This is a genomic window from Pseudoalteromonas sp. SG44-8 (assembly GCF_014164125.1).
GTDB classification, from domain to species: Bacteria; Pseudomonadota; Gammaproteobacteria; order Enterobacterales; family Alteromonadaceae; genus Pseudoalteromonas; species Pseudoalteromonas rhizosphaerae.
In genome coordinates, this window is record NZ_JACJEQ010000019.1 from 31,244 (window position 1) to 46,686 (window position 15,443).

Here is a 15,443-nt window from a genome sequence, read left to right on the forward strand (position 1 = left end):
TCCAGTACTATTTATTTTAATAGTAGCGTTTTAATTTATATGTGGGTGATTAGCTCAGTTGGGAGAGCATCGCCCTTACAAGGCGAGGGTCACTGGTTCAAGTCCAGTATCACCCACCACATATAAAACCTGTTATTATATTAGTAGTTGCATGTTTTAAATTTGTAATATGGGTCACAAGCTCAGTTACAAGAAAAGAGAGCATCACCGCTATTTACAACTAACGGCGAGGTTCACTGGTTAAAATCCAGTACTATTTATTTTAATAGTAGCGTTTTAAATTTGTAATATGGGTCGTTAGCTCAGTTGGGAGAGCATCGCCCTTACAAGGCGAGGGTCACTGGTTCAAGTCCAGTACGACCCACCATTCTTAGAATGGTGCATATTACATGATATCTAGATGGGTGATTAGCTCAGTTGGGAGAGCATCGCCCTTACAAGGCGAGGGTCACTGGTTCAAGTCCAGTATCACCCACCATTTAGATATAAAACTTTACGGGTCGTTAGCTCAGTTGGGAGAGCATCGCCCTTACAAGGCGAGGGTCACTGGTTCAAGTCCAGTACGACCCACCATTTATAAAATGGTTATCGTAAAGTTTAGTAATTGATTATTTGGGGTCGTTAGCTCAGTTGGGAGAGCATCGCCCTTACAAGGCGAGGGTCACTGGTTCAAGTCCAGTACGACCCACCATTTAATCAAAATTATATGTGGGTGATTAGCTCAGTTGGGAGAGCATCGCCCTTACAAGGCGAGGGTCACTGGTTCAAGTCCAGTATCACCCACCACATATAAAACCTCACGTTATATTCTTCAATCGATAATTATCTCAGTTGAAAAAAAAGCATCGCCACCCTTCACAAATAATGGCGAGGGTCACTGGTTCAAGTCCAGTATCACCCACCACATATAAAACCTTTTAATATCATCAATCAAACCTTACGTTATATTCTTTAATCGATAATTAGCTCAGTTGAAAAAAGAGCATCGCCACCCTTCACAAATAATGGCGAGGGTCACTGGTTCAAGTACAGTATCACCCACCACATATAAAACCTTTTAAAACCCTCAATCAAACCTTACGTTATATTCTTTAATCGATAATTAGCTCAGCTGAAAAAAAAGAGCATCGCCACCCTTCACAAATAATGGCGAGGGTCACTAGTTCAAGTACAGTATCACCCACCACATATAAAACCTTTTAAAACCCTCAATCAAACCTTACGTTATATTCTTTAATCGATAATTAGCTCAGCTGAAAAAAAAAGAGCATCGCCACCCTTCACAAATAATGGCGAGGGTCACTAATTCGAGTCCAGTATCACCGACCACATATAAAACTTCTTAGTAATTCTGTTAAAAATAAAATTCAAAAAGCCTCTAAATACGCTAATTCTTTTCCAAACCTTAAACTCTTTTAATATGTTCCTTGATGGATAATTAAGTTTGAAAAGCATCAACCTAGGCGCTTTACAAACCTAGGGTCTCCTATCTCTATAAAAATCCTCAAGCAATAACTAGCGCTACCTAAATTTGGATAATCAAGCTACTTTAAAACCCATACCTGATCAAATAAACGAAGTCTGCGGTATTAAATTTTAAATTCCCTTGTCAGCGACTAGACTGTTTATTATAGTCTCTGATACGTTCATGTGGTCACAAGTCTAATGCCAGCAAAGATTTTTTCTAATGCAAAAATACTTATAGTTGAAGAGCAGCCTCTTGCTCAAAGCTATATGAAACAGTCGCTCGAAAAACTTGGCTTTCGACAGCTGCGCTTTGCTGAACATGCAAATTCAGCGAAAGAGCAGTGCACCAGTGAACAGTTTGATCTGATTGTTTGCTCTTTTAATTTGAGTAAGCACCAAGATGGCTATCAGCTATATGAAGAGTTACGCGTTAAGCGTTTAATAAAAAACTCTACAGGATTCATTTTTATTTCAGCTGAAACCAGTGGTTCTTTGGTACACAGCGTGCTTGAACTGCAACCCGATGACTTTTTGGTCAAGCCATTCACAATACATGACCTTAAAACGCGTATAGAACGAATTTTACTGCGTAAAAATCATTTACAAGCAATATATAATTTCATTGACGATGGTAATGATTCTAAAGCACTAAAAGCAATCAATGCCGCGCTTGATAAAAAAGGCAATGCTTATAGTGCAATATTATTGCGTTTAAAAGGTGACGCCCTACTTCGCTTAAAACGAGTAGATACTGCAAAAGCATTCTTTAAATCAGTTCTTGATATTCAAAAATTCACATGGGCAAAGGTAGGTTTAGTTGAAGCATTAATTGCTAATAATGAGCATATTCTTGCGCAAAGAATGCTGAAAACGATGCTGCAACGTCATGAAACACGATTAGTCGCACTCGATTTACTTGGTAAACTGGAGATTAAATTAAACCAATTTGAATTAGCGCAAGATTTTTTAAGCCAAGCTGTTGATATTGCTCCACGCAATATCGAACGCCAAAAATCACTTAGCCATGTATCGCTGGTAAATCATGATTATGAAAAAAATTATCTAACACAAAAAGATATCGCCAACTTTGCCAAACATTCGATTCACGATCATCCTGACGTATATTTAAATGCTGCACGTGCTGGTATCGATTTTGCTTTAACAACAGATCAGAGCGATCAGATTCAAAGGATTTCAAGACAAACTAATCAATACTTAACTGATTTAAAAAGCCAATTTCCAAATAGTCACAATCAGGCGCAAATAGATGTTTTAAATGCCCGTTTACACTATCTAAAAGACGAACATCAAAAAGCGAAAAAGTTGATTGAGCAGCTCGACGATGACGATAGCCATATTCGCTCTGTAGACGGCGCACTTGATAAAGCAAAGGCATTTCATGAGCTAGGGTTTCATCACAAAGCACAATCGTTATTTAACCAAATTATCAGTCATTGTGAACGTCATCCAACAGTCAGTGATGCTGTTTATTTACGTTATATTCAACAACAACAAAGTGAACGCCGTGATATAAAAATGGGCCCTAAAGAGCTGAATAACCATGCAGTTACACAGTTTAATCGTGGTCAATTAAATACCGCTCTTGAAGCATTCACACAAGCATTTAGAGTAATGCCTCGTAATCCTAGTATTGCTTTAAATTTATTGCAGTGTCTATTTGATAATTCCAAGCAAAATGGCCAAACCTTAAACCTAATGATGGCAAAAAAATGCTATGCGTTACTCAATACGACACCATTAGACAACGAGCAGCAACAACGCTTTAATAAAATAGTACAACAAGCAACGAGTATGGGGCTAACACTTGCTAATCTAGAAGAGCCTGGCAAAACCAAATAGAATAATAAATATTATTCAGCAAAGAGCAGGCTAAATAAATAGTTTAGATAAGGTGTTGTTTATAAGAATGAGGAATACGAAATTAAAAATATCGCTGATAAGCGGTGATATGACTTTTAAAATCCAGCCTTACTGGAATCGTATCATGTAAATTCAGTAAGGCATTGGTTATTGTCAATTACGAGCTAATAAATTACACCTTCTTCAATGAGACCGCGTTTATACAATAACGCAAACCACTTGGCATTGGCCCATCAGGGAATACATGACCTAAGTGTGCATCACATACATTACACACAGTTTCTATTCTTTGCATACCATGGGTCTTGTCACCATTATAAGCAATCGAGTTTAGTTGCGCGGGTTGAGTAAATGATGGCCAGCCAGTGCCACTATCAAATTTTTCATCACCATCAAATAATAAGTTATCACAACATACACAGGCGTACTTACCAGGTTCAAACAAGGTGCAGCTATCTGAGCTGTGCGGGCGCTCTGTGCCTTTATTACGAGTCACATAAAAGGCTTCTTCGGTTAATTGTTCACGCCATTGCTGCTCGGTTTTTACTACTTTACGGCTCGGCTCAGGATTGCCTTTATTGGCAAAGTTTAGAATATCATTCCAATTCAACATAACTGACCTCATTGAGTAAGATAGGTTAATTTACTGCTATCCACATTATCATGGTATCGCGCTAATAACATTGTCAGCTCTGGATTTATCCGCACTGCACAAAATGGTTTTGTAGGGGTTGAAAAATAATAATTTCGATACTGGCTAGGGGAATGTTTAAACTCACTGGCTAATAATATTTGCGTAATCAAAGCTAAATCTTATCGCTTCAGTACACTAATGGCAGCTCACTCCTAAGCCTATTTGCTGTTGCATACTATATTTCATACCCACTATGCTTTTTAAGGCGCTGACATATATACCGTGTTGCTCACTATTTAGTTTCATTCAATTGTAATTAATTTCTTTTCATTTTTAGTCAATAGTGCATTAAAGTATTGTATTAGCTCCGCTTTAGTTGCCGGTAAGCCTATTGAGCATTGATGCTGCTCGCTGAAGATAATTAAAAATTGGTCATCATGACACTGTATTTTCTTGATACTATTTATAGGCAGCCATTGCGGGCCGTGAGTGCGGTCAAAAAAACCTGAAAGGGAAAATAACAAAAGGTGCTGTTGTTCGCGTCGAATAAACTTATCTAGGCCATTACGTGCTTTAAATAGTGGTGTTAGCCGATAACAGCATGAGCTAAATACAAATAGCCACAGAGCAATTAGAAATACAAACCACGCTTGCTGAAATAACATGGTAAATACACTCAACAATAATAACACGATACCGAAACAGCCGACTATCAGCGCCAGTAATTGATTAATTTTACGCATCAAAGACTCCTTGCAACGTTAACCTAAATTACTTACTTGAACTTTTTTCATCGGTTTCAGGATCGGGCCAATCATTAAAAAACACCGTTAAATAACGACTTTTTGCTAAATATAATAATACCCACAATACCGTCACCATTTGCAGCGCTAAAAACATCGAAAACTGATAATAACTATGGGCGGCTTGAATAATCAGCCAGCTTAAATCTATCGCTGCACATGCTAATAATGGCCAACGCATAAAACGCCACACTCGCGCTAACCATGCTGCACTGTCTGCGCTTTTTTGTGGCCTGCGCAAACAAAAAATTACGGCAGGAATAATGGCTATTGTACCAATAGCCAACGCACTGAAAAAGTCAGCTTTAGATCTAAACACTAATGACATTAAATCAAGCTCAGGACGCCTGCTCAGTGCCGCAATGATCCAAATAAAGTAGGCACGAAGTAATACCAATAAACTCAAATGAAACGCGATTGGAGTGCGATAGGTGCCATATTTGTCCCAATACTCTGGTCCATAACGCTTCATAACTGGTTTTTCCTCTCGGCTACTACGCCAAGTAATATAAATGCAGCCACGGCTGTAACACCTAACCAGCGCACACCAAAAAACATCAGTAACTGGCTTAGTAATGGAGTGACAAATACTACTAATAAGCCAAAACCAAACCCGGTTACTAGTACAAATGCACATACTCTGAGTATAAAGTGGCGCCTTGCTACAAAGCGTTTCGTGGTTTTAATAATCTCATTTGCATACAAAGACACCAAACACACCACCAGTAACAATGCGATATTATATAAGTAAGGCTTTAGCCACTGACCAAAGGTCAGTGCTAAATCCTGAAAAAGCGTAATAATGCTATCCATTATGTTGCGCCAGTAATGCAATTAAATCATCTTCGGTCAGTATTTCAATGCCTAAATCTTGTGCTTTTGTGAGCTTAGAACCGGCTTTTTCACCCGCTATTAACGCATCGGTTTTAGCTGATACACTACCTGAAACTTTCGCCCCTAACTGCTGCAAGCGTGCTTTTGCATCATTTCGATTAAGCTCGTTCAAAGTACCCGTTAACACATAGGTTAAGCCTGCTAACGGTTGTGAGTCTTCACTTGGCGGCGTGAGTTCTGGCCAATGAATACCCTGCTCCAGCAAGGCAGTTACGACATCTAAATTATGTTGCTCAGCAAAAAAACCACGCACATGCTTGGCTACAATTTCCCCAACATCACTAACTTCGACTAACGCTTCAGTTGTTGCCGCAGTTACTTTATCTAGCGTTAAAAAGTGATTAGCTAAATTTTGCGCCGTCGCTTCACCGACTTCACGAATACCTAATGAGTATAAAAACTTAGCCAACGTCGTTTGTTTTGCATCATCAAGTGCAGCTACTAGGTTTTTCGCCGATTTTGGCCCCATGCGCTCAAGCGATTCAAAATGTCCTTGTTTAAGTATGAATAAGTCTGCTGGCGTTTTAATGAGCTCTCTGTCCACCAGCTGTTCAACAATTTTATCGCCAAGGCCATCGATATCGAGTGCTTTGCGTGAAGCAAAGTGTTTGATCGCTTCTTTACGCTGTGCTTGGCACACCAGGCCTCCTGTACAGCGCGCTACGGCTTCACCTTCAATGCGTTCAACATGGGAGTCACAAATTGGACAAGTAGCCGGAAACTCAATCTCTTTGGCATCTGTTGGACGGCGCTCTAATACCACTTGAGTAATCTGTGGGATCACATCACCAGCACGGCGAATGATCACAGTATCGCCAATTTTTACACCCAAACGCTCTATTTCATCACGATTGTGTAACGTTGCATTTGAAACCGTGACACCACCAACAAATACCGGCTCTAAACGAGCCACAGGGGTAATTGCGCCAGTGCGCCCTACCTGAAATTCAACATCCAGTAGCTGAGTGATTTCTTCTTGCGCAGGAAACTTATACGCAATCGCCCAACGCGGAGCTCGCGCTACAAAACCTAACCGCTCTTGTAGTGCTTTGTTATTTATTTTGATCACCACACCATCAATTTCATACTTCAAGCTGCTGCGGCGCTCAAGTATATCTTGATAGTAATCCAAAGCAGCTTGCTGACCTTCGACTAACTTTGTTTCCGGGCAAAGTGGTAACCCCCAGTCAGTTAGCTTAGCCAATTGCTGGTAATGATCACTTGGTAATACGCCATTTGTCACAACACCAATACTGTAGGCATAAAACATCAAAGGTCGCTTGGCGGTGATTTTTGAATCGAGTTGACGCAAGCTGCCTGCGGCTGCATTACGTGGATTAACAAATACTTTGTCGCCACGCTTTTCGGCTTCAGCATTAAGTTTGTCAAATCCGGCGCTATCCATGAACACTTCACCACGAATTTCAATTTCCTCAGGAAAGTCATCGCCACGTAATTTAAGCGGTATATTACGAATCGTTTTAACGTTAGTGGTAATATTTTCGCCGGTGTGCCCGTCGCCACGTGTTGCCGCCTGCACTAACACACCATTACGGTATAAAATCGACACCGCTAAACCGTCAAGTTTTGGTTCACAGCAAAAGGTCAGCTCATTGTTATCCATCAAACGTTCTTTAATGCGGCGATTAAAAGCGCTGAACTCTTCTTCACTGAAAGCGTTATCAAGTGACAACATCGGCACTTGATGAGTGACTTGCTCAAACTTAGCAAGCGCCGCACCACCTACTTTCTGGGTCGGTGAATCAGTACTCAAGTACTCAGGGTTTGCTACCTCAAGCGCACTTAATTGTTGTAATAAACGATCATACTCTGCATCAGGAATACTTGGGTTATCAAGTACATAATAATTATGATTGTGATCTTCTAACTGCTGACGAAGTTGCGTTATTTGCGCTAACACTAAAGTGGACATACTGACCTCAAAAAACATAAAAAAGCCACTTAAACGAGTTATCGCCAAGTGGCTTATAAAATTCTTAATTAATTAACTGTATATTGCAGGTGATTAAGCTGAAAAGCGTCTCACTTTTTCAACATAATTGCGCACACTGTCAACGGTCATTTCTTCTCGTTGTGAGTCTAAAATAACGGCGCCAAATTCATCTGCTAATTTTTTAGCCGCACTGTGCAACATGTTAAATGCAGCAAGCCCGTCACCATCGCACGGCAAGGTCATAAACAAGCTAATCCCACCTGTACTAAATTGTTCCATATTATCTATATCGAAAGTACCAGGGTTGTACATGTTCACTAACCGAAACAGCACTGGACCATGGCCAGCTGGATCTAAATGACGATTAAAAAAGCCTTCTTCAGAGTACTTAAAGCCAAGTGTATTTACTGCTGGCAATAATTTGCTGCCTTCCATATTCAAGCCTTCAGGCATTTGAATATGCACAATGATAAAGTCACTTGCAGCTGGTTGCTCAGCTTCATCCTCTTCGCTTGCATCTGTTGCAGTAGTCACATCATCAACCTCAGCGGCAAGTTCGTCATCTGACGCTGCAAAAGTGTGTGGATGTTTTTCATCAGCACTAAAGCTTAAATCCCCAAACTGCGGTTCATCACGCTCAGTAAGAGATGCTGGCTCAGCTTCGCTTTGACGCTCAGTAAACGCCTGATCTGCAGGCTCAACCCGCTCATCATTAGTCGCAACGGGTGCGTCTTTTTTACGAACTGACCATAGGCCATGTATTAATAATCCACCAATGACAATTACACTGATAATGATTAAAACCCATCTTAATTGTTCGGCCATCCCCTCACCTTTATTATTTATCTACTCAAATATTAATATTTATGCATGTGCCATTTGCACCGCTTGTTCAATATCTACAGCGACCACACGCGAAACGCCCGGTTCAGCCATTGTTACACCCGTCAACCTGCCAGCCATTTCCATGGCAATTTTATTATGACTGATATAAATAAATTGCACCGATTGTGACATTTCTTCCACTAATCGGCAAAATCGCCCAACATTCGCATCATCCAATGGTGCATCAACTTCATCCAGCATACAGAACGGAGCTGGATTGAGCCTGAATATTGAAAATACCAATGATAATGCGGTCAGCGCTTTTTCTCCACCACTTAAAAGGTGAATTGTTGAATTTTTCTTGCCCGGTGGGCGTGCCATTATACTAACACCACTTTCCAGTAAGTCATCACTGGTTAATTCAAGATATGCACTGCCGCCGCCAAATACTTTAGGAAATAACTGACCAAAATCGAGATTCACTTGATCAAAAGTCATTTTAAAACGCGTTTTGGTTTCGCGATCAATTTTTCCAATTGCACCTTCAAGTGTCGTTAATGCTTTGCTTAAATCCTCGACTTGACGATCTAAATACTGGCTACGCTGCTGCGCTTGTTCAAACTCATCAATCGCCGCTAAGTTTACCGCGCCCAAGTCACTTAAACTTTGTCCTACTTTATTAAGCTGTCCTTGATAAGTGTTTATATTGGCGTTTTCAGGGAGCTGTGCCAATACTTCTTTCAAGTTTTGCTGTAACTCACCCAGAGGTTCAAGAGCTGCCTGTGCTTTAATTAATAAGCTCTGCTCTTCGAGGGCAAGTTGTTGTAATTGTTCTTGTAAAAGTACCAGCTCCCCCTGCGACGCTTTAAGCGTTGTTTGTTTATCTACAAAAGCTGTTTTAGCTTCCGTCAATGCACTTTGCAAATTTTTGAGTTCAATGTCACTTTGTTGATGTTGCTCCAACAATAATATTATTTGCTCTGCGACCTCTTCTAATGGGATCACCAACTCTTCAATTTGCGCGGTTAACTCACTGACAGCTTCACTGGCGGTTTCGCTGGCGGTCGTTGCATGCTGTAATTTAGTGTCACTGAGTTGGCATTCACTGCGCGCTTTTTGCTCACTTAGCGTCGCCTGATGGGCAAGCGTTTTATACTGTTCAAGCTGAGCGTTTGCCTGTTTATATTGCTCATCAGTGTGTTGCTGCTGCACTTGAGCATCATTAAGCGCAACACTTATTTCATCACGCTGTTTTACCACACTTGCTATATGTTGCTGTTGTTCAGCCACTTTATTCTCTATGCTCGTGTGTTCAACGTTTAACTGCTGTAGCTTTGCTTGTAATTTATGTTGTTGATTCTGAAACTGCTGTAATTGCTCTTTGAGCATATCGCGACGAGTGCTTCCTGAGGCCACTTGTTGAGCAAGCTGATGTACCGCTGCTTTTAACTCTTCGCTTTGTGCCTTCAATTGCTCACAGACTTGCTGTTGTTCTGTAAGCTTCTTGCTTTGTATAGCTAGTTCGTCACTGAGTTGAGATGCTAACTGGGTTGCTTCGGCCAACTGTTTATGTTTGATCAGCAACGAATTTTCCGCACTTTTACTGGCTTGTTGATACCAATTGCGGCCCTGAATATTACCTTGGCGATCAATCACTGCAAGCCAATACTCATCCGCTAAATCGTTATGAGCAAAATCATTTTTATACTTAATGCGATGTAATAAATCAGGGTAAACCCCTTGCTCTATAAACACCGCTAATGAGCTTTGCGGTGCGGTGTCGGTAGTTGGCCATACTCCGTTAGGTGTTGCTGTAGATGTCACATTTAATTGTTCAAGCCCTTGTAATGCTTGTTCAACCACATGCTCAAATCCAGTACGTACAACTAACTGTGCCAAAACATCGCCACTACTTTGCGCTGGAGTATCTGCGAGTATTGTATTCAAGCCTGCTATTTTGGCTTTATTCTCGTTTTGTTGTTGTGCTAGTGTTTGATGTGCATCTTGGCAGGTGCGTAACACGGTTTGAGCTTGTTGATGATTACTATTTACTTTGTTTAAGGCAGTTTGTTTTGCTGCTAACTCTTGCGTTAGTGACTGCATTAACTGCTGCTGCTGCGCTACTTGTTCAGCAATTGGATTTTCTGCCAGCTCTATTAATTCGCTTTCTAATGCCGTTTGCTGGTTTTTAATATAGTGCAAATTTTGCAGCTGTTGTTCGGCTATATTTTGTTGCTTGCTATATTGCGTATTAATAGCCTGAAACTGCTCATTAACTCGTTGCCAATCCGAAGCACTGCGCTGCTTGGCACTTTGCAACTGTGCCGCCGCGTCGGCCATCTCAGTGACTTGCTCTGTACATATTAAAGTATGTTCAATTGCCTCTTGTAACGCATTTTGTAACTCATCAGTATGGTCTTTTTGTTGTTGTTGCAGCTGCTGATTTTGTAACTGCAACTGTTGTTGTTTGATCAGGTTGTGACTAAACGCTTGTTGTTGTTGTTTTAAGTTTATTTGCTGTTGCTCAGCACGAGTCAATTCAGTGTGCGTTTGGTGCTGGGCTTGCTGCGCATCATTGAGTTTTTCAAGTTGCAATTGCACTTGGTTTTCAAGACTTGCTAGTACATCGTCATGACCTGAATGAGCGGTTTTAAAAAAACTAATTTGCTCATTCAGCTTGGCCATTTTGTCGGCTTTAGTCACTTGTTGCTGATGTAGCTTTTGCCATTTTAAGACCGCTAGTTGCCCTTTTAAAGTGCGCTCTTGGGTTTTTAACTCGCGGTATTTTTTTGCTTCAACTGACTGTACTGCCAGTTTATCAACTTGTGCTTGCAGCTCTTGGCGAACATCGAGTAAGCGTTCAAGGTTTTCGCGGGTACTTTTGATCCGGGTTTGCGTTTCACGACGGCGCTCTTTGTATTTTGAAACGCCTGCAGCTTCTTCTAAAAACACCCGTAAATCTGCCGGTTTACTCTCAATTAAACGCGAGATCATGCCCTGCTCGATAATCGCATAACTACGCGGACCAAGACCTGTGCCTAAAAATATATCGGTAATATCTCGTTTGCGGCATTTACTGCCATTGAGAAAATACAGCGATTGCCCGTCGCGTGTTACCAAACGTTTAATTGCCACTTGGTTTCGATCGGCAAAAGTATTCGGTAAGTGCCCTTGGGTATTATCAAAAATCAACTCTACCGACGCTTGAGAAATAGGTTTGCGATTGGTTGAGCCATTAAAAATAACATCGGTCATGGCATCGCCACGCAGATTTTTAGCAGAGCTTTCGCCAAGCACCCAACGCACAGCATCGATGACATTAGACTTACCGCAGCCGTTTGGGCCAACGACACAGGTCATTTGATCTGGGAATGGAATTTTAGTGGGCTCTACAAAAGATTTAAAACCCGCTAATTTTATGGTGCTCAAACGCATCTAATTGGTTTACCGATTGTTATTGTTATAGCTTGAGTATTTAATTTAACCGTTCTTGACGATAAAAGTAAGTACAGAGATTAAGCTTGGCGTTTAAAATTATCTAAAATAATACCCGTTGCCATGGCTACATTGAGAGATTCTGCACCACCAAAAGCGGGGATGGTTATCTTATCTGTTACCAATGCTGCGCAAGCTTGACGTATTCCATGAGACTCACTACCCATTAACAAAACACCTTGACCTGTAAATTGAGTTTTATGCACGCTTTTTCCATCTAAAAAAGCGCCATAAATAGGTAAGTTTAAACCACTTAAATACGCAGGCAACTCAACTTGGCTCACTGAGACTCTAACAAACGAGCCCATAGTGGCGCTAATAGTTTTAGGGTTGTAAGCATCGGCACTATCTGTGCTGGTGACAATATGCTTGATCCCATACCAATCAGCTACTCTGATAATGGTACCTAAATTGCCCGGATCAGATACACCATCAAGGGCTAAGATTAAACCGCTTGCCTGCGGTGCACTCGCTGTTGGCATGTCAACTATAGCTATAGCGGCATTATTACTCACTAAAGTACTTGCTTTAGTTAACACATCTTCATCCGCTGCAATTAAGTTAACGTGTTGATACTTATCTTGATAGCTATCGATGAAGCTTTGCGTTGCAAAAACGTCTTTGGCTTTTAATGGACTATTTAGTAACTCTAATACGTTTTTTTCACCTTGAACAAGATATTGACTATATTGTTTACGGTACTTTTTTTGGCCAAGCTGGCGAATAAGTTTGAGTTGGTTTTTTGAAATCATAATAGCCCCATTAAATTATCTGCTCAGTATACCAGAGATGATTTAAAGTGCAGCCCTACAAACATTAAAACCAATAAAATCACACTACAAACAACAAGCTAGGATAATGATAAAGATTGTTTTCATTACCAAAAAAAGGTAAATTTACAAAAAACAGCATGGATATATTTTTTTAATGGAATCAACACACCCAACCCCAGACGAGCCTAACAAAACAAACACCCAAAGTGCATCGCCAATTTTTAGCGGGAAAGTACAATTTAAGGGTAAAGCTGCTGAGTATTTTGGTATTTGGATTGTCAATATTTTACTCAGCGTTATTACACTCGGTATTTACTCAGCATGGGCAAAAGTACGCACATACCGCTACTTTTATGGTCACACACGTATAGACGGACACGGCTTTGACTACTTAGCAACACCGATGCAAATTTTAAAAGGCCGTATTTTAGCGGTGGCGGTTTTTTTAATTTATACCTTTGCCACCAGCTTCTTACCTATTATTGGTTTATTGTTTGCTATTGGATTTCTATTTCTAATGCCATGGATTATTAACCAAGGCCTACGGTTTAATATGCGTATGACTCGCCACCGAAATGTGTGTTTTTCGTTTCAAGGTAATTATGGCGAAGCCTTTGTTAACTTTATCCTACTGCCGATTGCAAGCATATTTACTTTATATTTATTAATGCCTTATGTTTTAAAGCGTATCGACAGCTATATTCACAGTAACATTAGCTACGGCGACAAACCACTGACGGTGAACTTAAAAGGTGAAACCTATTACCTCACAGCACTTATTTGTTTTGTAGTTAGTTCTATCACTATGGTGATATTTATGGCCATTTTAGGTTTTTTTGGTCTCGATTTACTAAACGCAGAAAACCAACAAAATATACAAGACCCATCTGCGATGATAATTATGTTTGCTGCTTTAATGGCCGCTTATGTGTTTATGATTACTATAGTAACTGCTGTGTGGAAAGCTGCTATCCGTAACCATATTATTGATAATAGCCAGTTTGAAGGTGTAGCAACGTTTAAGTCAGAACTAAAACCTGTACCTTTTGCTATGTTACTTTTAACAAACATGCTCGCTATTGTATTTTCTTTAGGACTTGCTTACCCGTGGACAAAAGTACGTACATCAAAAATGCTCGCTGATGTAACTACGGTGAATATTTATTCTGGCGCATTAAACTTAATCGATACTCAACAAGCACAGCAATCATCTTTCGCTGAAGAAGCTGCAAATGTATTTGATATAGACCTTTCATTAACTTAAGAGCTCATCATGCATGTAAAAGGACATTACTTTCCTAAGGCATCGAGTAATTATCAAGAGTGTGTCGCAAGTATTAGCGACACACATATTGACATAAAACACGATGAATACATTATAACTCGCCACGCCATTACTGAACTTAATTTAAATTCAGGTATGGCTGGTCTTGCCGACGAGTTAAGCTTTACCGATGGCAGTCGATTTATTCCACTAGATGTAAATTACAGGTGGCCATTTAAATCAAATAATCATCAGATAATGGAACGCCTAGAAAAAAGTAAATGGGCTATTTTAGCTGCCGTTATACTTACACCACTGTTTATGTGGCTAGCGCTTTACAAAGCAGTGCCAGCAATTGCGGTTTATAGCATAGATACACTGCCGCATAATGTGATTAATCAAATGGGTGAACAAAGCTTTACGGTGATTAAAAAGTTAGCGCTCGATGATAGCGAATTGCCGGTTGAACAACAAACTAAGATACAACAACATTTTAATACCATGCTTGAGCAACTATCACTTGATAAATCGATATATCGATTATCTTTTTATAAATCTGAACATTTTGGCGCTAATGCATTTGCACTACCGCATGGACGTATTGTGATAACAGATGAGCTTGTTAATTTACTTGTCGATCAACCCAATGCCCTAAAAGCAGTATTACTACACGAAATAGGCCATATAGTACACCAGCATAGTGTGCGCATTACTGCGCAATCAGCTGCAAGTACAATTGTATTAGCGGTAATATTTGGTGACTTAGAAGGTATTGCAGAAGTTGCTCTGGGGACTGGCGCGTCATTTGCACAGCAAGGTTTTTCAAGGGATATGGAACGCGAGGCCGACAGTTTTGCGTTAACGCAATTGGAGTATTTAGGGTACTCAAGTAACGACTTTGCCGATGCAATAGAGACACTCCAATATAGCCATACCAGTGAAAACGAGCACCTTAAAAAAGTGAATAATTTACTCGAGTATTTATCTAGCCACCCAAGTGCACAAGAGCGAATAGATAATGCCAGAGAATAACTTACTTTATATGCAACTTGCCCGCGGTGTAGTAGCATTAACATGGATATATCATGGTTTTTTCCCAAAGCTTTATCATATAGCCCCTCTTGAAAAGCTTATGACCGGCAGTGCGGGTTTTTCAACTGAGGTGTCTGATTTTATTACCCGCTCAGCAGGTGTTGGAGAAATTATTTTTGGCCTGTGTTTAGCTTTATTTTATAAAAATAAATACTTAGTTATTTTAAACATTTTAGCGCTTAGTGGACTCTTGCTTGCTGTGATAATAATGCAACCACAACTACTTATTGAAGCGTTTAACCCTGTTACAACTAACGTACCACTTATTGTGTTAAGTATTATTTGGTTAAAAGAAATAACTATTACAAATAATACGAGCCTGTAAAACAAAAGGGTATGCGTTGGCATACCCTTTGTTGTA

General features: G+C 40.2%; 12 protein-coding genes and 6 tRNA genes. 10 read left to right on the forward strand and 8 right to left on the reverse strand.

Features of this window, described 5'->3' with window-relative positions:
- The first annotated feature begins 43 nt into the window (after positions 1-43).
- From H5163_RS14535 to H5163_RS14565, 7 genes are all read left to right on the forward strand, one after another.
- Positions 44-119: transfer RNA gene (locus H5163_RS14535), tRNA-Val, on the forward strand.
- A 172-nt stretch (positions 120-291) separates the two neighbouring features.
- Positions 292-367 (forward strand) — tRNA-Val (locus tag H5163_RS14540).
- Between the two features lie 35 nt (positions 368-402).
- Positions 403-478 (forward strand) — tRNA-Val (locus H5163_RS14545).
- A gap of 19 nt (positions 479-497) precedes the next feature.
- Positions 498-573 (forward strand) — tRNA-Val (locus H5163_RS14550).
- A 42-nt stretch (positions 574-615) separates the two neighbouring features.
- A tRNA-Val gene (locus tag H5163_RS14555) sits at positions 616-691 on the forward strand.
- A gap of 19 nt (positions 692-710) precedes the next feature.
- Positions 711-786: transfer RNA gene (locus H5163_RS14560), tRNA-Val, on the forward strand.
- An 879-nt stretch (positions 787-1,665) separates the two neighbouring features.
- Positions 1,666-3,327, forward strand: coding sequence for a tetratricopeptide repeat-containing response regulator (locus H5163_RS14565; RefSeq protein ID WP_145240699.1), 1,662 nt, complete (start codon positions 1,666-1,668; stop codon positions 3,325-3,327).
- Positions 3,328-3,520: 193 nt separating this feature from the next.
- Here the strand turns inward: H5163_RS14565 and msrB are convergent, their stop codons facing one another.
- From msrB to H5163_RS14605, 8 genes are all read right to left on the reverse strand, one after another.
- Positions 3,521-3,961 (reverse strand): peptide-methionine (R)-S-oxide reductase MsrB, encoded by a 441-nt coding sequence (gene msrB, locus H5163_RS14570; RefSeq protein ID WP_145240697.1) that lies wholly within the window; start codon positions 3,959-3,961, stop codon positions 3,521-3,523.
- A 323-nt stretch (positions 3,962-4,284) separates the two neighbouring features.
- On the reverse strand, positions 4,285-4,725 hold the full coding sequence (locus tag H5163_RS14575; protein ID WP_182732419.1) for a hypothetical protein: 441 nt from the start codon (positions 4,723-4,725) through the stop codon (positions 4,285-4,287).
- Positions 4,726-4,753: 28 nt separating this feature from the next.
- A complete protein-coding gene (locus H5163_RS14580; RefSeq protein ID WP_182735432.1) occupies positions 4,754-5,257 on the reverse strand; it encodes a DUF2919 domain-containing protein in 504 nt (167 codons plus the stop codon).
- Positions 5,254-5,598, reverse strand: coding sequence for a DUF3392 family protein (locus H5163_RS14585; RefSeq protein ID WP_145240691.1), 345 nt, complete (start codon positions 5,596-5,598; stop codon positions 5,254-5,256). Before H5163_RS14585 ends, H5163_RS14580 begins: the two co-directional genes overlap by 4 nt.
- The gene (gene ligA / locus H5163_RS14590) at positions 5,591-7,612 is read right to left on the reverse strand and encodes an NAD-dependent DNA ligase LigA (protein ID WP_182732431.1); all 2,022 of its coding nucleotides are present in this window, start codon (positions 7,610-7,612) and stop codon (positions 5,591-5,593) included. Before ligA ends, H5163_RS14585 begins: the two co-directional genes overlap by 8 nt.
- 93 nt (positions 7,613-7,705) lie before the next feature.
- The gene (gene zipA, locus H5163_RS14595) at positions 7,706-8,458 is read right to left on the reverse strand and encodes a cell division protein ZipA (RefSeq protein ID WP_182732421.1); all 753 of its coding nucleotides are present in this window, start codon (positions 8,456-8,458) and stop codon (positions 7,706-7,708) included.
- A 39-nt stretch (positions 8,459-8,497) separates the two neighbouring features.
- Positions 8,498-11,893 carry a chromosome segregation SMC family protein gene (locus tag H5163_RS14600; RefSeq protein ID WP_182735433.1) on the reverse strand — a complete coding sequence of 1,132 codons (3,396 nt, stop codon included), beginning with the start codon at positions 11,891-11,893 and terminating at the stop codon, positions 8,498-8,500.
- An 80-nt stretch (positions 11,894-11,973) separates the two neighbouring features.
- Positions 11,974-12,705, reverse strand: a complete 732-nt coding sequence (locus tag H5163_RS14605) for an RNA methyltransferase (RefSeq protein WP_145240683.1) — start codon at positions 12,703-12,705, stop codon at positions 11,974-11,976.
- Positions 12,706-12,880: 175 nt separating this feature from the next.
- Between H5163_RS14605 and H5163_RS14610 the strand changes: the two genes are divergently transcribed.
- From H5163_RS14610 to H5163_RS14620, 3 genes are read left to right on the forward strand one after another with little or no spacing between them, the layout of a single operon-like run.
- Complete coding sequence (locus H5163_RS14610) at positions 12,881-13,990, forward strand: YjgN family protein (protein ID WP_182732423.1); 1,110 nt, start codon at positions 12,881-12,883, stop codon at positions 13,988-13,990.
- A gap of 9 nt (positions 13,991-13,999) precedes the next feature.
- Positions 14,000-15,022, forward strand: a complete 1,023-nt coding sequence (locus H5163_RS14615) for a M48 family metallopeptidase (protein ID WP_145240673.1) — start codon at positions 14,000-14,002, stop codon at positions 15,020-15,022.
- On the forward strand, positions 15,009-15,407 hold the full coding sequence (locus tag H5163_RS14620) for a DoxX-like family protein (protein ID WP_145240671.1): 399 nt from the start codon (positions 15,009-15,011) through the stop codon (positions 15,405-15,407). Before H5163_RS14615 ends, H5163_RS14620 begins: the two co-directional genes overlap by 14 nt.
- Positions 15,408-15,443: the final 36 nt, after the last annotated feature.